Origin of the sequence: Microcoleus sp. A003_D6 (assembly GCF_036702825.1) — a bacterium.
Taxonomy (GTDB): Bacteria; Cyanobacteriota; Cyanobacteriia; order Cyanobacteriales; family Microcoleaceae; genus Microcoleus.
Window position 1 is genome coordinate 1 of sequence record NZ_JAUBWA010000054.1, and the last position, 18,740, is coordinate 18,740.

The following is an 18,740-nucleotide window of genomic DNA, read 5'->3' on the forward strand; positions in this document are numbered from 1 at the left end:
AGAAGAATCTTGTCCCCCCCTTATTAAGGGGGGCTAGGGGGGATCGGATTCTATGCAGCCTCATAAAAAATTGGTATAAGAGTCAAAATCTTCGTTGTGAGCGATCGACGTTAACGTAGAAACGGGGTTTTTGACCCCGCCTGCATCCATGACAGCAGCTCAAGCACCCAGAAAGCCTAAACCTAAAGCTGGAAGGAAAAAACCTGTAAAGCCTCAAGCTAAAGTACCAACTAAAGCTCAGTCAATCGATTTTAGATTTTAGATTTTAGATTTTAGAGGCGACCCCACGGATAAATGCGGGGGCTTGAGGATTTTAGATTTTAGATTTTGAATTGATTCCACGGATAAATCACGTGGCGGGTACCATCAAGAAACTCGCTTGTCAAAATAGCCGGGAAAAACTCCCTTCAAATCTAAACTTTGAACCTGCGGAGCAATTTTATTACTCCGCAGGTTCAATGGAACTAACCGCATCGATTTCCCTCGACTTGTTCCTCAAAGTTTCCAAACTATCAACAGTATTCTTAATAAAACCGGCCATCGGCGCAGCCACTATCAAACCTGCTACTCCCGCCACCTTAAGCCCCACCAGCAGCGACACTAAAATCCACACGGGATTGAGACCTATAAAACCGCCTAATAACCGAGGAGCAACCCCGCTTTCAATTATTTGCTCGATTACTGTAGCGACAGCTAAAACTGTGACACCGAGCCAAAAGTTGTTTAATGTAATCAGCAAACTGACAATGCAAATACTGAAAGGTGCTCCGAAGGGAATCATGGTCATTGCACCCACACCCAAACCGAACAGCAATCCGAAAGGAACTCGCAAAATTAAAAAAGCAACAGTGATAGACAGTCCCATCAAACCCGCCAAAGTTGCTTGTCCGACGAAGTAGTTGTGGAAGCTTCGCGCCAGCAACTGTCGCAATTGCAGGTTCAGGTTGGATGGAAACCACTTAAACAAGCCTTCCCACACGCGATCGCCGTGCAATAGCAAGTAGAATGTCAGGACTATTGTCAGCAGGAAATTCAACAGACTGTCTGCCGCACCCAAGCCAAATTTGAGGATTTCGCCGGTGAGAGACTGCAATTGAGCTGAAAGTCGATCGCTCAATTGCGTAGTCAAACCGCTAACATCAATGCGGAGATTGCGATTTTCCGCCCACTTGTGGAACGCTTCAATCTGTTCTGTCCCAGAAACTATCCAAGTCGGCAGTCTGGTGGCCAATTCAGTGATTTGGTTTAGCAGAATGGGAGCCAGAGTGACACCTAAAATCACCAATAGCAGTAAAGTCAAAAACAATACCGACAACACTGCCCGATCGCGCTTCAGCCCGTATGTGCGCAGAAAGCGCACTGGATAATCTAGCAAAAAAGAGAACACTGTAGCGATTATCAAAACTGTAATCAGGGCGCGAAAATATTCAAAGACTAGGAGGGCTAACCAGCAGTTAAGTACCGCTAGGGGAAATAACAGTCCGTAAGTCCACCACTGCGGCAGTTGAGTGAAACGTCTCATCTAAGTTAACCCAGTTAAAATTGGAGATGCAAGATGTGAGATTGACGCTGCTATTCGCCTTTCTCCGTTAACCATTTTATTCTGCATTTATTTATACCAGCCTGCTGAAAATTCCCAGTTGCTCGACCAGCAGCAGAAATAAAATTGCCGGCAGGCACTGCCTGCCACAACCATGTTATATCGTTTCCGCTGGTATGGATATATTACCTGCGAAATAACTTATTTTTTGCTGTTGGCACGGCCGGGGTTTGCTGCTGGCGATTCAACCTTTTTCCCCGTGCCGTTCGAGAGCTAATTGAATTAAACGGTCTACTAATTCGGGGAAAGAAATGCCGTCCGCTGCCCACATTTGCGGATACATACTGGTAGCTGTAAAGCCGGGAAAAGTGTTGATTTCGTTAATCAAAACTTCTCCGGTTGATTCAACGTAGAAAAAGTCTACTCGCGCTAAACCGGCTGCATCTACAGCCAAAAATGCTTGCACTGCCATTTCTTGAATTTGCGAGACGATCGCACCGCTGACTTTGGCCGGAATAGAGCAGTCGGCTTGTCCTTCGGTATATTTAGTTTCGTAGTCGTAGAAATCGCTTTGAAAAGAAATTTCTCCCACCGTTGAAGCTTTGGGGTTGTCGTTGCCTAAAACTGCACATTCTAATTCTCTAGCAACCACACCTGCTTCAACAATTATCCGCCTGTCGTAGCTGGCGGCGCTGTCGAGAGCTGCTTCTAATTCGGCGCGCGATCGAGCTTTAGAAATTCCCACAGACGAACCCAAATTCGCCGGTTTGACAAAGCAAGGATAGCCCAAAGCCGCTTCAATTTTATCGCACAGTTTGGGAAAAACGCCAGGATTAGACCAGATTTCGGAACGGTTGACAGCGATGTATTTTACCTGCGGCAAACCAACATGAGCAAAAGCCATTTTCATCGCAATTTTATCCATTCCCAGCGCCGAACCTAAAACCCCGGAACCGACAAAAGGAATTTGCATTAATTTCAGCAAACCTTGCACAGTACCGTCTTCGCCGTTCGGGCCGTGCAAAACAGGGAACCAAACGTCTACTGCATTAAAATTAGGAAACTGTCCAGCGGGAGACTCGTTTTGTGCTGTTTGTTCCTCTATTTCCAGAGGTTTTCCGCTGGCTAAGACTTGTTGAGGTAATGTTCCCGATAGCCAGCGGCCGTCTTTTTGGATGTAAAAGGGCAGAACTTCGTATTTAGAGGCATTTTCGTCAGCAGCTAGGGCTCGCGCGATCGCCCGCGCCGAACTAATTGAAACTTCGTGTTCGCCCGATCGCCCGCCAAAGAGTAGCCCGATCCGCATCTTCGTCATTTTTCAATACTCCCGGTACTTTTTGACAAATATACACGCAGTTAGCGCAGCCAACGCAGAAACAAACCGCCTTAAAACTACTTATCTCCTCCCTCCCACTCTTCCTCTGTGTCAAGAGCGCCCTCTGCGGTAAAAAAATTACATCTTATTAGAAAAGTGCAGCACTAAGCCATCTTCAGCCAATATCATCTATACAGACTACTTGGGCTGTACCGGTTTCACAAAACTGCTGTGAGCCCGAACAAAACAATTGCGAGGCCCGCCCGTAGCCTCACTTTTTTCTACAAAAAACCAAGGTTGATGTCGATCGTCGTACAAAACCCCCAATCCGCTAGGGCCGAGATAGATTTCAAACTTCTGCCCTTGTTTCAAAGTGCCAACCACAGGCCAACTACCAATATTTAAATCTACCTTGCTCCCCGGGTCTTCTATTTCCTGAATAGAATGCGGGCCCATACGACAGTTGAGACCGTTCGGGTCTGAATCTACCACTTTCCAATATCGGTGGGAGGTTCTTTGATACTCTCCGCGTTCGTTTGGCTGCGGCAATTCAACTTGCGGAGTTGAATTTTGCGTCGTGTCAAATTCAGAAATTTGTGTCATTTTATTTAAACTCTCTTTATTCCAATTATAGTCACAGAACTGGTGATATCAAATCCGGTTACATCGGAATTATACATTAGTTCGAGCGTCCAGCTCGCGAGTTACTTATAGCGAGCGGGACTCAAAAAATCATGATGCCGATAAAGCGCGGAAATGATCTGAAAAGTCGATCGCTCCTATGCTGTCGCGCATTTAAATTGCATATTCGGGGCGGGCTAGAAGCCCACCCCACAAGAGTTTGATTGTTTTTTGACAGCCAATTTAAATGCTGAACAGCTTATGCTTGTGCACTTACCTAGTTCCCCAACAACTTCTGCGAAGTCGGGGAACTCACAGAACTATTTAAAGCATTTCCCCTGTCAAACTAAAAGCGCGAATATCTGTAATTTTAACCCGCACAATTTTACCAGCCAATTCCGCAATATCTCCCTTAAAAAAGGTGAGACGATTGCCGCGAGTGCGCCCCATCACCTGACTTGAATCTTTGAGATTCTGGACTTCCACCAAAACCTCTTCAGTGCGTCCGAAATAGCGCTGCGATCGCTCCATCGCCGTTGTTGTCACCACATGATTTAGTCGTTGCAGGCGATCGGCTTTCACCTCCTCGCTCAACTGATTATCCCACAAAGCAGCCGGCGTTCCAGGGCGCGGCGAATAAGCCGCAGTATTCACCAAATCAAAACCAACATCTTCGATCAACTTCACAGTCTTCTCAAACTGCACTTCCGTCTCACCCGGAAAACCCACAATCGCATCTGCCGTAATCGAAGCATCCGGCATATAGCGGCGAATTGTATCAATAATTCGCAGGTATTTTTCCTGAGTGTAACCCCGAGACATCGCCTTCAAAATATCATTATCACCCGACTGAAAAGGAATGTGAAAATGTTCGCAAACCTGCGGCAATTGGGCACAAGCCTTAATTAAGCGTTCCGTAAAATAGCGCGGGTGGCTAGTAGCAAATCGAAGGCGATCGACACCAGGAACATCCTGTACAAAATAAAGCAAATCCGTCAAAGTATGCTGGTTGCTGCCATCCGGTTTAGTCCCCGGCAAATCTCGACCGTAAGCATCAATATTCTGCCCCAACAAAGTTACCTCCTTGTAACCTTGGCGGCCCAAATCCTCCATTTCCGCGCGAATTGCCTCCGGTGTTCGCGACTGTTCAACCCCGCGAACATTCGGCACAACACAATAAGTGCAGCGTTCATTGCAACCGTAAATTACATTCACCCAAGCCGTCACCTTACTATCGCGGCGAGGCTTAGTAATATCCTCCATAATCTCAACAGCTTCAGTTGCCACAACTTGATTTCCCTCGAACACTTGTTCCAGCAAATCTCCAAGCCGGTTAGCGTGTTGCGGCCCCATTACTAAGTCCAATTCCGGCACTCTGCGAAGCAGCGCTTCACCTTCTTGCTGCGCCACGCATCCAGCTACAATTAAAGTTAAACCCGGTTCTTGGCGCTTGCGATGAGCTTGCCTTCCCAGGTTAGAATAAACTCTTTGTTCGGCATTGTCGCGAATCGTGCAAGTATTGTAAAGAATCAAACTAGCTTCGTTCGGGTCTTCCGAGAACTCAAAGCCCATATTTTCCAGAATGCCGGCCATCCGTTCCGAGTCGGCTTTATTCATCTGGCATCCGAAAGTAGTGATGTGATAGCGGCGGGGTTTAACGGTCATGGCGAATTGCAGGCAAATAAAAAATATAGGTTTTCAACCTTAACAATTTATTATAACACTTCTGTGTTAAACGAGATACGTCTGGCAATTGAGAATTTTAGTAATTGTAGGGTGCGCAATGCGCACCTTATTTTAGTAATTCTAGGGTGAGCATTGCGCACCTTACCCCTACTGGAGATTTTAGTAATTCTAGGGTGCGCATTGCGCACCTTACCCCTACAAATAGTTTTAGATACCCGATAACTTCGGCGAAGTCGGGGATTTGGCTATTGTTTTTTTTTAGTTATATAAAAAATGTAAAATTGTTTTTGCAATACCTTGTGCAGCCAAATAAGGAACCCCATTTCCCACAGTTTTAAACATATTAGTCAACGTCATCTTGGCTGGCAGTGCAAACTCTTTTGGTAATGACTGAATAGCCAGTGTTTCTGCAACAGAAAGCCGCCGAAGTTTGTAAGGGTGCAAGTGAACTTCGTTATTGCCGTAACAAGCTGTTGGCGAATAACGCCATCGGTGCAATCGCTTGAAAGATTTTTTTGAATCATCTCCTTCATCAACGGAAGCAAACCGCTTAAGGCCTGCTTTGGGTTGGAAATAGTGTTTGGCATTGGGATGGTTGAGAACGTCATTTTTTTGGAACCAAAATTCTACCGTTAAATCTTGGGGAATGCCATCAGGACAAGGCACAAAACCATCACCTGCAAAGGCAGTTCTATCAGGCCAAGGATGAGAAAAAATTTCTGATTTGGGATATAATACCTGACTTTGCCAAGGAAATAAACTTTCCGCTAACATTTGGCTTGTTTCCTCTAGGGAGATGCCCAGATTTTTGACAAGGTTTTTTCTAAACCCAATCAAAATAATTCTATCTCTATCTTGCGGGACACCGTATTCTATCGCATTAATTAAACGTTCGGCCAAAACGTATCCCGAATCCGCCAACTTATGCTTTAGTTCGTCGTAAAAAGCTTTATGTTTTTTAGTTCTCCACAAACCTTTGACATTTTCAAATAAAAAGAAATCTGGCTGCTGCTGACAAATCAATTCAATGTATGAAGCTGAAAGTTGACCTTTATCTCCTTCCCCACCCCGGTTTTTGCCACCAATAGAAAAGTCAGGACAAGGCGGCCCCGCGATAAATCCCACAATATCGTGATGCTTGCGGGCATCCTGCATCAATTCCCGCAGGCGAAAAGCTGCTTCTCCCCCTACAAGTCGAGTTACATCTGCTTCCTCTCCTTCGCAATATCCGTATTCTGGTAGCGGCAAATTCAGGCACTGCCGAGAATAGCGGTATGCTTGCATGAAAGGTGGGAAAATTTCATTGACATACGCTACATTAAAGCCGATCGACTCAAAACCCAGATCGAGCAAGCCAGAACCCGAAAAAAATGAGAAAATACAAGGAGGACGGTGCATTGAAGGATCACAGCAATTTTGAGTTGAGCTTACTATAAATTATGTCGGGTGCGCTGGGAGCGGTATACCTTACTATTATTAATAGTCGCAGAACCCCGCGCCGGACACGGCAATGCCGTTTCCCTACTGGTGGGCAATGCACACCTTACTTTTCTTACAACCATTGGCCGCCTCGGAAACGCCAGTGGGGAAACAAAATCCGCATTAGTGTTTGCGATGCCAGATAAATAGCCAGCCACACTAAACTATAATGCAAAGCAAAAACTCCCAAGTCAAAATCTTGTGCAGGTATCCCAGGCAAACCGATAATTTTTATTAAAAAACACACAAAAAGTGCTTCCCAAATCCCAGCGAGCAATTGAAACGCACCTGGCCAATCTCGATCCCAGCGAAAGTGCTGGATGTAGATATATAAAGCATCCCAGCCGAAGCCAAAAATCGCTATATACCCTAAAATCCAGAAAAAGATTGAGCCTGATTGGGAGGTAATTAAACCCATAAAAAAGGGCAGCGTTACTAAAACGCCTACGGTTGCAAATAGCAATAACCGAGTTTGCCAGCGGCCGAATAAGGTGGGGGTCATGGGATTTTAGATTTTAGATTTTTGATTGAATGGGAAGGTTGTTCTATTTTTGATTTTAGATTTTAGATTAAACGCAAACCTCTTTTAAATTAATTAAATCTGACATTTTTTACCATTTTCAAGAACAGGCAAGATGCCTGTTCCACAAAGAGTGAGTTTTTTGTGAGGTGGGCATCCTGCCCGCCCGTAAAAACTATTGAATCTGACATTTTTTACCATTTTCAAGAACAGGCAAGATGCCTGTTCCACAAAGAGTAAATCTGCTTGTGGGGTGGGCATCCTGCCCGCCCGTAAAAAACCTATTGAATCTGACATTTTTTACCATTTTCAATAACAGGCAAGACGCCTGTTCCACAAAGAGTGAGTTTTTTGTGAGGTGGGCAGGATGCCCGCCCGTAAAAAACCTATTAAATCTGACATTTTTTACCATTTTCAAGAACAGGCAAGATGCCTGTTCCACAAAGAGTGAGTTTTCTTGTGGGGTGGGCATCCTGCCCGCCCGTAAAAAACCTATTGAAATAGTGCAATAGCTCAGTTAAATCCATTAAATCCCGTACATTGCTCGTTTCCAACTTCCTCCTTCAAATTAGCCCGGAGACCGATTTAAAATCCATTTCAACCACTGCACGAACGATCGCCAAACGCTCAATTTCCGCACACCAGCAACTCGGTTGGCGGCCAGACTTTCAACCGATCGCAAGGCGGCGTACTGCAAGCCCAAAAAACTGTCCGCGGGCGCGTAAGGCCCGCCCAAAGTAATCGCGCCGGCTGCATATACTCGGCCTTCTCCGTTGCTAAGAGAAGTGTTGCGCAATTCGGGCACTTCAAAATCGTTGTTAACACTCAGCCGCCCCAAACTATTGAGAGGAAGATTGTATTGAACTACCAAATCGTTTAACAGGGGACTGGTTTTGACCTTAGCGTCCAAACCCGTAGCGTCAATAATAAAATCAGCCTCTAACTTAATTTGCCCCTTGAGTTCCTTCTCCTGAATATACGTCACCGTCCGGTTTTGACTGTCGCGCTCGACTCGATCGACTTCGCCGAAGGTAATTTGATACCATCCTTGACTTAAACCTTCTTTGACAATCCGCCGCCAGTCGCTGCGCTTGGCTGTAGTAGTGCCGCCCCAGTCTGCGAGCAACTGCGGGCGAAATTCGGGGGCGGCTTTTTCCAACATTACTCGCAGTTCCCCGCCCCAGCAAGCTTTCGGCCAGTTGAAAGGTTGAAATTCGTAGTGATTTTCGACGCTGCGCTCAGCGAGGTTAAATTTGTTGCCCTGGGGTTTGGGCGATCGCATCAAATGCAATACTTGAATGTTGCTGTTTTGCTGCCGCGCTTCGTAAATCCGCTGCACCACCCGCGAAGCGACGATTCCCCGGCCTCTAATTAACACGCTGCCGCCCCGGGATTCTAACTTTTCGTAAACCCCGTCGTGGCTTTCGTAAGCGTTGACAACCGACTCAAAATCCTGGGTTTTTTCGCGGTAGGCTTGCAAGTCCGGCAGAAATTGAATGGCGGGATAGCCCGTGGCTAAGTGTACGTATTTGGCGATTAAAAAAGCGCGATCGCGATGCTCGGCATTCGATCGAGAATAAGCGATCGCGTACCTGCCGTCATCTGTCTTGCGAATTCCCCGCACTCTACCGTAGCGAAACATCTGATTCCACCCGATACGGGCAGTTTCCCTGTCAATAGAATCAAAAACATTCCCCGCGCGAGGCGTATAAGTTTCGGCAAAAGTCGGTTCGGCAAACACCTGCCACATCAACTTCAGCGCTACTCCCAACCGCCCTTTCAGCAATTCCTGCCAAGCTTCCCGCAAAGCATAGGGAGGCCACCCCCAAATGTTGTCTGGACAAGAGTCAGAATTCGATCGCAGGCGTTCCCGCAGCGGAATTTGAGAATTCAGGCACAACCGACGGTAGCGGGCGTAAGGTTGCTCTTCCATGCCCAAAACCGCAATTCGATCGATTTTCACACCGCAAATTCTCAGCAAATCCACCCACATCAAGCTGCCCAAACCCCCGCCAACGGCAGCCCAATCAACTTCTGCCACAGGGAGTCCCATAGATTGGAGCGATCGCACTGTCACTTGAGAAGCGTGCAAAAATGCGATCGGCGGAAATTCTCCCCTACTACCTGTGTGAGGAAGCGGCATCGTTTGCTCCCCGAACCCGGAGTCTGGCCCATTGGTCTGCGGGTTAAAGAAAATGTGAGAATTGACAGACTGCGTTTCTGCGGAATTAACAGCAAATGAAATGCCGATCTCGTAGGGCCCAACTTGCAGCATATCGCCATTTGCCAGCACGCACCGGGTTTGGCGAACGCCGTTGACAAAAGTACCGTTGCGGCTGCCCGTGTCAGTGAGTACGATACTGTCCCCTTCGGTGCCAATCACTCCGTGGAAGCGAGAAACTTGACTGCTGCCCAGAGCAATTCGAGAAACTCGTTCCCCGTTGATTGTGGCGGGCATAGCTTCAAAAATTCGCCCCAAAGCGATGGGTAAGTCGAGTATCGGGGATCGACAATCCCCCGTCGCTGTATCGTTCCAAGTCAGTCGCAGGCGCAAGGGTTGAGAATTCATGATTATTTTTTAAACATCAGCCGTCAATCGATTTTAGATTTTAGATTTTAGATTTTAGATTTTAGATTTTAGATTTTAGAATTGAAGCATTGACCCCACGGATAAATTCGGGGGCGCCTTTATCGGATACAGGTTTTTTATTTCTGGACGGATGAATCCGGGGGCTTGTATCCTCGATGCTTTCGGTCAGCTTTGAGCTTTCTGCAAAAAAGATTTTAAAATTTGAGAGTGTTTAGCGGATAGCCCTATTTTCCCTTTTTCAAACCCTCACGGAGAGAGCATCACACTCGCCGCCGCCGCCAAAGAAGTACCGCACCACGGACACCCCGCACTCAACTGCGCGTAAGGCGAAATTCGGCTGCACTTGGGACACTGCAAACCATATTTTGAAGGACCCGTAGGCCCAGAGTTACCCAGTGCGGGAGGCAAGAGCAAAACTGTCTGCGGCGCGGCTACCTGCACCTCTGTGACCTTCACCACCTCGATTTCCACTTCGCCTAAATGAATGCGACTTCCCAATCTCAATTTTGCTTCGCCTTGGGTGAGAAATTTTCCGTCTACCAGGGGCGGATTGCTTTGGCGCAAATTCCGCACTGCATACTCCTGCAATTCCTGATTAAAAAATATTTCAACGTGCAGACCCGATACGCTCGGATGCGAAAATACTATATCGCACTTCGCCGGGTCGCGCCCGATCCTCACGGTTCCCGGATTTTTGCTCGGCTGTCCGTTTTGAATCGTCTGAGTTTGACGCACCCCAGCTTCTGTCCATGCTAAAGTGAGCTGGTTTGTCATGATTCTATAGTTTCCTGAAAAATATTACCAATCTAACTCTTCTGACGAACGTCCTTACTACAAACTTAATTAGAATTATTGAGGCGGACTAGATATTGCGTTCTGAAAATATTATGTGCAGCTAAACAAAAAAGCCCCGACTTCGGGGCTTTTAACGCTCGGATTTACCTTTTTTTGAGAGACTGACTCACGCTTGCCAGTTGTTCTTTCCCGCAAAATTCTTGACCCCAGTGCAGCTTTGTTCAAGATTGGTCAGCGATTCCTAAAAACTAGACCTCTTGCAAAAATCCTTTTCATCAATTGATGGGACGGGCAAGATGCCCGTCCCACAAGAGTTATTTTTTCTTGTGGGATGGGCATCTTGCCCGTCCTAATTATTTTTGCCAGAGGTCTACTAATTGCTGCGGGGGTTTTCGCGGCGTTGCGAAGCTTTGGTGCGCTAGCGACGATTTTTGGAGGTTGGCCGATCGAACTCGCTGTGAGAATTCGATCGCCCCACCTCCTCAAACGCTCCGTGTCAGGCGTGGTGACTCTCAAGCTGCAACAAAGCCATCTTTCGTTGCACCGAAAGCGTTAAGAGACTTAAGCTTCGCTCTTGCGGCTTTTCCGGCCGCCTTCGCGACCAATTTGAGCCATGTGTTCGCGATTTCTGCTGACAGCTTCGCCACCTTTTTGACCAGCTTGTCTGGCTTCTTCAGAGGTGAATTCGTGTGCAGTTCCTTTCTCGTGTGCAGCTTTTCCGCCTTTGCTAGCAATTGCGCGCTGTTTTTCTGCGTCCATAGAAGCGAATCCGCGTTTGCTTTTCTCAGCCATGACTGTCTCCTTGTTTTTTTCTGATTTTTTAGCTCGATCGCGCCTTCGCCTCCCACTGTCGCGGGTACTCCAAGTCAGTGGTGAGATATCAGACGGTAAAGTATGAAACGTCATCTGACGAATGTAAACTTTTGGTTTAAGTCGCAGGATGACTATCTCATAATTTCCAACTGTGAACTAAAAATAGTTCACGCCCGGACACTGTAGTTACATCCGCCAATGTTTAAGCAGGTTACTGTCTTTCAATCATTCTATAAATCTCCCAACTTTTATACCTCTTTCTCAGGTATAGTCATTCTTTAGTTCGCTGGAAGGATGGAACCAAAAGCTGATTGGCGATACACTCAGAGGATTTTTCGACACTTGCCGGCGACACCTCAAAAATTAAAAGTCCAAAGAGGGATGCTTTTTTTGTCTTTTTACTTTTCATTTTTTTGACGCCTTGGGGGCTTGCCAGTTATCGGAGATGTTAGTTGGTCTGCCGATCGAGTTGTTTCTGGCAAGCGATATTTCGGGGCGCAGCGCAGGACGTACTCGATCGCGCTTATCAAGTTTACCTTATGACCGATCGAAACATAAATCGGTTTTACCCCTGTTTGCGTCCTTAGCGCTGCGCCTACCGTCGATCCTTCTAGCAGCAAGGGCTGCCAACTGCCCCGTTCGCTCCCTACTTCTGAATGTTCTCCAATAAATCGATTTTTGGCAACTCCGATCGTCGCAATCCCTGTCAGAACCCCCAAATGGCAGGCAAGACCGAACCTGCGGGGATGAGCTAGTCCTTGACCGTCGCACAATATCAAGTCTGGTTTCAAACTGATATTTTCCAAAGCTTCGAGGACTGCCGGCACTTCTCGAAAAGACAGGAAACCGGGAATGTAAGGAAAAGTTGTAGGACTGCGAACCACAGCCTGCTGCTGCAACTGCAAGTCGGGAAAGCTCAGAATTGTTACAGCGGCCCGCGATACGTCGTCTGCACTGTCGTAGCCGACATCTACGCCTGCGACGTACCGAACTGTGTCCAGTTGATTTTCGGTAATTACCTCTGACCGAAGCTGTTCTTGAATGGCGATCGCCTCTTCAATTGTCTCCGGCCAAGGGTGTCGCTGCAACATTTGACATCTTTATTCAACCGTTCTCATCTAAGCTTAACTTATTTTCGGGCATTTTTAAAATCAGATTTTTATCGTTTGTCGCTATAAATTCACAACTTGCACAAGGAGTCTTTTTTTCTACTCAGGAGGGTTGAGCAAGGCGGGCCGATGCCAATTCTACAAATAGAGTCTGTAGGTCGGAGAGTGAAATTCTATCTTTCGCTTGTGCTTGAACCAACCCCCAAAGGTTTTATCGGCACGCACATCCAATTTTATACTCAAAATTTACCAGAAAAAATTGGTTTAAAGCCCAAAGCCTGATCGGGAGAAATAAAAAGAAGACTATTCATTACTCCAATTCTCTTCCTTCCAGGTAGAGGTCGCTATCCCAGGTCAACTGTCAACTGTCAACTGTCAACTGTCAACTGAAAAAAAATACCTATTTGATGCTAATTTTTTAGCTTTCTAGAAAGCTTTCTCTTTCCGATCGCCCTTTTATCGCTTGTCGGAGAGCGATCGAGCTACCTCTTTACTTCTTCTCTATCTAAAATCATCCCCCTTGTCAAGATGAGTGCAACATTTATTCATCAATAATCTCACCTAGCTACAAGTGCCATTGTTTATCCCCGCTCATCGATCTAAGAGGTTCCCAGACCCTCACAACTATATGACTTTTATGAAAAAAACAAATGAATTTATGAGTTGTTGCACCATTAACATGAAGTTATAATTTTAGATAAGAGACAATAGAACACTAACATCCAGTAACAAAACTTAGCTGAATTCTAGCTGAATTAAAATATGAAAACCATGCAAAGTGTTCGGTACAACCTAGCTCTCTACATCGTCGGTGGCATCGTCTTCATCATCGCCGCCTTAATTTTCAAACCTTTTGCCATCGTCGGCGCAGGGGAACGCGGCGTCATGATGCGCTTCGGCAAAGTTCAAGACGCGATCTTAGATGAAGGCATCCACCCGATTTTACCGATCGTCACCTCTGTAAAAAATCTGAGCGTGCGGGTACAAAAAACAGATTTGAAAGCAGATGCAGCATCCAAAGATTTGCAAAGCATTACTACAGATTTGGCAGTCAACTGGAATGTTGACCCTGCCAAAGTAAATCAAGTTTTCCAACAAATAGGAGACACAGAACAAATTGTTACCAGCATTCTGAGTCCGGCAATTTCGGAAGTTCTCAAAGCAGCAACTTCTAAAAAAACCGCCGAAGAAATTATCACTAAGCGCACGGAACTCAAAACAGAAATCGACAACAGCCTCAAAAAGCGTTTGGAACCTTACGGGGTCATTGTCAGAGATGTTTCGTTAATAAATTTTGGCTTTTCCCCAGAATTTAGCAAAGCCATCGAATCCAAACAAATAGCAGAACAAGAAGCTAAACAAGCAGAATTTACAGTTAAAAAAGCAACCCAAGATGCTCAAGCCGCAATTAACCGGGCTAAAGGTCAAGCCGAGGCTCAGCGCTTGCAGCGGCAAACATTAACTCCCGAAATTTTGCAGCAGCAAGCGATTGAAAAATGGAATGGCCAGTTTCCGACAGTAATGGGAGGAGGCGGAACTTTGCCGTTAATTAATATTGCGCCGCCGAGTTCTCAAGCTGCAACTCCTGCTAAATAATATCGTTTCCGGTTGCATGGGAATCATAAAATCGAGTCAACAGTCAACAGTCATTCCGGTGCAACCGGAATTGATATAAGCTGCTGCAGATCATGATTGCTAGGGTGCGGGGAGAAGGGAAGAGGGGGAGAGAGTCTGAGGGGGAGAAGAATAGACGCTTTTTTACTGCGGAAGTGAAGATGTGGTTTTTTTAAATGCCGAACAGCAAGGGTAGAAAATACAATTAACCACTAAGGTGAAATCCCGCTTACTTAGGAATGAGAATTAAATAACTTGCATTTTGGCGTTGCTTAATCAGGGTATGAAAAAGAACTACGCAAAAATCCAGAAGCTTTGTGGACAATGGTTTTTATGATTTGCATATTTAGCCGTTCATACCGTAAATCAGCAACGCCTAACTTGCATTTTTTGTAGGTTGGGTTGAGGAACGAACCCTCCGTTTCACTCCGCCCAACAATCAAGCGTGGCGTTGGGTTTCGTTCCACGGGCCCAACCTACGGAAGTTATTTAATCCACGATCCTTAAAGGCCCAGATACAATTTACGTGGCGCGAACCCTGAAAAACGCTAAAGTAAGAGGCAACTCGGAAATTGTAAAGGTTTGCTTGAAACTTCGGCTGATGGGAGATCGCGAGAACCAGTCAATTTCTAATTTAGGTGAAGTGGGGAGTGCCGATCGCCATACTGCATCAGAAGCACTGTGGCTGCGCGATCGAGCCTTGGCAGCTACTAGCAGCGGCATTGTCATTGCTGACGCCAATGCACCCGACTGTCCCATAATTTATTGCAATCCGGCCTTTGAACGGATGACCGGTTACTGCGCCAGTGAAATCTTGGGGCGCAACTGCCGATTTTTGCAAGGTCCGGATACCGATCGAACTACCGTAGCTAACATCCGCGACGCCTTGCGCCAAGGTAGAGAACTGCAAGTGACAATCAAAAATTACCGCAAAAACGGCACTTTTTTTTGGAACAAATTGTCGCTATCTCCCGTGCGAGACGACAGCGGTAATTTGACTCACTTCGTCGGAACTCAGTCCGACTTATCCGAACGTATCGAAGTGCAGTCCGCATTGCAGCAAGCTAACGACCAACTGCAAACGATTTTGGAAGCAGTTCCGGGCATAGTATCTTGGATTACGTCGGATTTGCGCTATTTGGGGGTTAACCAGCACTTAGCTAAACTGCACAATTTGTCGCCGTCGGCCTTTGTCGGTCAAGATATCGGTTTTCTGGGCGCTAGCTCGGATTTTCACTCTTTTGTGGTGGAGTTTTTTGCCGGCGACGCTACAGAAGCGGTTAAAGAACTCAGCGCTAAGGTGAAAACCGACGGCGGACTGTCGGCGGGACACTATTTGATTGTGGCTCAAAAGTACGATCGGGGGAACGCAGCTTGTCTGGTAGGGATTGACATTACCGAGCGCAAACGGGCAGAAGAAGCTCTGGTGCTGACTCGCAAGGCGGTGGAAAGTTCGAGCGATGCGATCGGCATCAGCGATGCTTCGGGCACTCACATCTATCAAAATCCAGCGTTTTCTCAGCTATTTGAATGGGAAACCGCAGAGGAACTTAAACTCGCTGGAGGTATACCGACAGTTTTTACTGACCCCGCAGTCGCCTCGCAGGTACTCGACACGATCGCCCGGGGTTATTCTTGGTCTGGTGAAGTTACCAACCTCACTAAAAGCGGCGAGATTGTGCAAGTGCTGCTGCGGGCCGATGCTATTAAAGACCCCACAGGGACAATTGTCGGTCTGATTTACATGAATACCGACATTACCGATCGCAAGCGCACGGAACAAGAGCTGCGGCAAAGGGAGAAGCGCTTTCGATCGTTGATTGAAAATGCTAGAGACATTATTGTGATTCTCGACGAGAAAGGCTTTTGCCGCTATGTTTCTCCTTCGCAAGAGCGGATTTTGGGCTACGCAACGGCGGAAGTGCTCGGCCGGTCTGTATTTGACTTGATTCACCCTGACGAATTGCCGATGCTGGATCAAGTGTTTAAAGGTGTCCTCCAAATGCCGAGTATTGGCCTGGGAATGGCGGAATACCGAGTGCAGCACAAGGACGGTTCCTGGTGCGTGTTGGAAGCGGTGGCGACGAATTTGCTTGCCGAACCTTCGGTGCGGGGAATTGTGGTCAACTGTCACGATGTGACTGAGCGCAAGGCGACTGAAGAACAATTGTTGCACGATGCTTTGCACGATGCGCTGACGGAGTTGCCGAACCGCGCTTTGTTGACTGACAGGTTGGGGCAAGCTTTTGCCCGCGCGAAACGGCATCCGAGCTATCACTTTGCGGTGCTGTTTCTGGATTTGGACAGGTTTAAGGTGATTAATGACAGCCAGGGACACCGCACGGGCGATCGGCTGTTGGTGGCTGTGGCTCGCCGTCTCTTGACTTGTTTGCGGCCAGGCGATACGGTGGCTCGCGTGGGGGGAGATGAGTTTGTGATTTTGCTGGAGGAAATTCAAGGTGTTGATGAGGCGATCGCCCAAGCAAAGGAAATTCTCAGGGCGATCGAGCGGCCGCTGAATTTGGAAGGTAGTAAAGTTTTAATTACTGCTAGCATCGGCATTGCTTTGAGTAATGACAAATATCAGTGGCCTGGAGATATTTTGCGCGATGCTGATATTGCGATGTACCGGGCAAAAGCTCTCGGTAAAGCTCGCTACGAAGTGTTTACGAGTGCGATGCACACTCGGGCTGTGGCTTTGATGCACTTGGAACACGATTTGCGGGAGTCGGTTGAAGAATTGAATTTGAAATCTTCGATAGTAGATATCGGAAATGGGGCGGTGCAGGAAAACTCGCCGATGAGCGAAATCGATCGGAGGTTGGAGCATCCGAAATCGCAATTTGCTCCGTTTAAATTGGAATGTCCTTTTACTGTTTATTATCAGCCGATCGTTTGTTTGAAAAGCGGCTCAGTTATCGGATTTGAGGCGCTGGTGCGCTGGCTGCACCCGGAACGGGGTTTAGTTTCGCCGATGGAATTTATTGCGATGGCGGAGGAAACAGGGTTAATTACGCCTTTGGGTTTGTGGGTTTTGAACGAAAGCTGCCGCCAAATTATTAAGTGGCAGAGTTTGAATTTACCTGTGGGAAATTCGCGGCTGACAGTAGCAGTAAATCTTTCCGGGAGGCAGTTTTCGGAACCGAGCTCGATCGAGCAAATTAAGCAAGTTTTGCTGGAAACTGGTGTTGATACTCGCTGTTTGAAGTTGGAGATTACTGAGACTGTGGTGATGGAAGATGGGGAAGCGGCGGTGGCGATGCTTTCGCAGTTGAGAGAGTTGGGGATTGAGCTGTGCATTGATGATTTTGGCACTGGTTATTCGTCTCTGAGTTATTTGCACAGGTTCCCGATTAATATTTTGAAGGTCGATCGCTCTTTTGTCAGTCGCATCGGGGAAACAGGCGAAAATTTGGAAATCGTGCGGGCGATCGTCATGCTAGCGCGCAGTTTGGGGATGGAGGTAGTGGCAGAAGGTGTCGAAACCGCCGTCCAATTGGCTCAAATGCGGGCGATCGGCTGCGAGTACGGTCAGGGGTACTTTTTCTCTAAACCTCTCGACAGCGAGGCAGCTACAGCCTTGTTGAGGCGATCGCCCAAATGGTAATCCGATCTACAATAGAAACTGTATAAAAGTAAACTCATACCAAAACCTATGTCTCAATCGATCGCCCCAGTTTTAGAAGAAAAGCAAATTGATACTTCCCCAACTTTAACCTTTGAAGAATACCGAGTTTATCAAGGAGATATAGATGTACAATATGAACTGTACAAAGGCAAATTAATCCCGATGCCAACAGCAGCAGTTTTACACATCAAAATTTGCGAATACTTAGTTTACAAATTGCAGCGTTACATAGCCACTCACAATCTCGACTTAGTAGTAAAAACTGGTTTGGGAGTAAGAACAGATGAAGACAAATCGCGCATCCCCGATGTAGTCGTCTGCACTAAAAGTCTTTTAGAACAAGCTGGTGCTCGACCCGGTGCAGGCATCCTCGATTTTGATGAAAAGCCACTGTTAGTGGTAGAGGTGGTGAGTCAAGATCGGCGTGCAGATTACGTAATCAAACGGGGAGAGTACGAATTAGCAAATGTGCCGGAATATTGCATAGTTGACTATAAAAATGGCAAGCAAAAAATTCGGCTTTTTGCATTAATTGAAGGTGAAGATGGTTACACATATACAGATTACTTACCGGGAGAAGAAATGGTCTCTGTAGTATTTCCCGATCTGATTTTATCAGTGGATGAAATACTAAACCCGCCATTGGTAGAGGAGTTAATTAACGCAGAAAAAGCACGGTTACTGGAACTTGGACAGGAAGCTGCAACGGAGCGTCAACGCGCCGACGAGGAGCGTCAACGCGCCGACGAGGAGCGTCAACGTGCTGAGGAAGAGCGTCAACGCGCCGACGAGCAGCTTCAACGCGCTGAAAGATTAGCAGCGAGGTTGCGGGAATTGGATATAGATCCCGATACTGTTTAGTATTCGTAGGGTGCGTCGCTGGAAAAATATTTTGCATTAAATAGACAATATTATAGCGACGCACCTGACACATCGGGTGATTGAATAGAATAGTTTAGTATTCGTAGGGTGCGTCGCTGGAAAAATATTTTGCATTAAATAGACAATATTATAGCGACGCACCTGACAC

Annotated in this window: 14 protein-coding genes; 4 read left to right on the forward strand and 10 right to left on the reverse strand. The window is 46.8% G+C overall.

The genetic code is table 11. The features are described from left to right. Nucleotides 1-442: 442 nt before the first annotated feature. The 8 genes from QUB70_RS16365 to QUB70_RS16400 all read right to left on the reverse strand — a co-directional run bounded on the left by QUB70_RS16365 (nt 443) and on the right by QUB70_RS16400 (nt 10,525). Complete coding sequence (locus tag QUB70_RS16365; protein WP_332981919.1) at nt 443-1,522, reverse strand: AI-2E family transporter; 1,080 nt, start codon at nt 1,520-1,522, stop codon at nt 443-445. A 262-nt stretch (nt 1,523-1,784) separates the two neighbouring features. Then, the gene (locus QUB70_RS16370) at nt 1,785-2,855 is read right to left on the reverse strand and encodes a D-alanine--D-alanine ligase family protein (protein ID WP_332981920.1); all 1,071 of its coding nucleotides are present in this window, start codon (nt 2,853-2,855) and stop codon (nt 1,785-1,787) included. A 198-nt stretch (nt 2,856-3,053) separates the two neighbouring features. Beyond that, nucleotides 3,054-3,458: a hypothetical protein gene (locus QUB70_RS16375; protein ID WP_332981921.1), complete on the reverse strand. Its 405-nt coding sequence runs from the start codon at nt 3,456-3,458 to the stop codon at nt 3,054-3,056. A gap of 342 nt (nt 3,459-3,800) precedes the next feature. Next, a complete protein-coding gene (gene miaB / locus QUB70_RS16380) occupies nt 3,801-5,141 on the reverse strand; it encodes a tRNA (N6-isopentenyl adenosine(37)-C2)-methylthiotransferase MiaB (RefSeq protein WP_332981922.1) in 1,341 nt (446 codons plus the stop codon). A gap of 279 nt (nt 5,142-5,420) precedes the next feature. Then, nucleotides 5,421-6,560 carry a DNA cytosine methyltransferase gene (locus QUB70_RS16385; RefSeq protein ID WP_332981923.1) on the reverse strand — a complete coding sequence of 380 codons (1,140 nt, stop codon included), beginning with the start codon at nt 6,558-6,560 and terminating at the stop codon, nt 5,421-5,423. 154 nt (nt 6,561-6,714) lie between these two features. Further along, a complete protein-coding gene (locus QUB70_RS16390; RefSeq protein ID WP_332981924.1) occupies nt 6,715-7,143 on the reverse strand; it encodes a hypothetical protein in 429 nt (142 codons plus the stop codon). A 586-nt stretch (nt 7,144-7,729) separates the two neighbouring features. Continuing rightward, nucleotides 7,730-9,730, reverse strand: a complete 2,001-nt coding sequence (locus QUB70_RS16395) for an FHA domain-containing protein (RefSeq protein ID WP_332981925.1) — start codon at nt 9,728-9,730, stop codon at nt 7,730-7,732. 267 nt (nt 9,731-9,997) lie between these two features. Then, nucleotides 9,998-10,525: an FHA domain-containing protein gene (locus QUB70_RS16400; protein ID WP_332981927.1), complete on the reverse strand. Its 528-nt coding sequence runs from the start codon at nt 10,523-10,525 to the stop codon at nt 9,998-10,000. A gap of 361 nt (nt 10,526-10,886) precedes the next feature. On the opposite strand from QUB70_RS16400, the gene QUB70_RS16405 reads away from it, so the two are divergent. Continuing rightward, nucleotides 10,887-11,102: a hypothetical protein gene (locus tag QUB70_RS16405; protein ID WP_332981928.1), complete on the forward strand. Its 216-nt coding sequence runs from the start codon at nt 10,887-10,889 to the stop codon at nt 11,100-11,102. 5 nt (nt 11,103-11,107) lie between these two features. On the opposite strand, the gene QUB70_RS16410 is transcribed toward QUB70_RS16405, so the two are convergent. Together QUB70_RS16410 and nfi are read right to left on the reverse strand one after the other, a co-directional pair. Next, the gene (locus QUB70_RS16410) at nt 11,108-11,452 is read right to left on the reverse strand and encodes a KGG domain-containing protein (protein ID WP_332981929.1); all 345 of its coding nucleotides are present in this window, start codon (nt 11,450-11,452) and stop codon (nt 11,108-11,110) included. A 305-nt stretch (nt 11,453-11,757) separates the two neighbouring features. Further along, nucleotides 11,758-12,450 (reverse strand): deoxyribonuclease V, encoded by a 693-nt coding sequence (gene nfi / locus QUB70_RS16415; RefSeq protein WP_332981931.1) that lies wholly within the window; start codon nt 12,448-12,450, stop codon nt 11,758-11,760. Between the two features lie 780 nt (nt 12,451-13,230). Here nfi and QUB70_RS16420 point away from each other — a divergent pair. The 3 genes from QUB70_RS16420 to QUB70_RS16430 all read left to right on the forward strand — a co-directional run bounded on the left by QUB70_RS16420 (nt 13,231) and on the right by QUB70_RS16430 (nt 18,571). Next, the gene (locus QUB70_RS16420) at nt 13,231-14,064 is read left to right on the forward strand and encodes a prohibitin family protein (RefSeq protein ID WP_332981932.1); all 834 of its coding nucleotides are present in this window, start codon (nt 13,231-13,233) and stop codon (nt 14,062-14,064) included. A 619-nt stretch (nt 14,065-14,683) separates the two neighbouring features. After that, nucleotides 14,684-17,689 (forward strand): EAL domain-containing protein, encoded by a 3,006-nt coding sequence (locus QUB70_RS16425; protein ID WP_332981934.1) that lies wholly within the window; start codon nt 14,684-14,686, stop codon nt 17,687-17,689. Nucleotides 17,690-17,737: 48 nt separating this feature from the next. Next, nucleotides 17,738-18,571, forward strand: coding sequence for a Uma2 family endonuclease (locus tag QUB70_RS16430; RefSeq protein ID WP_332981935.1), 834 nt, complete (start codon nt 17,738-17,740; stop codon nt 18,569-18,571). The last annotated feature ends 169 nt before the right edge of the window (nt 18,572-18,740 follow it).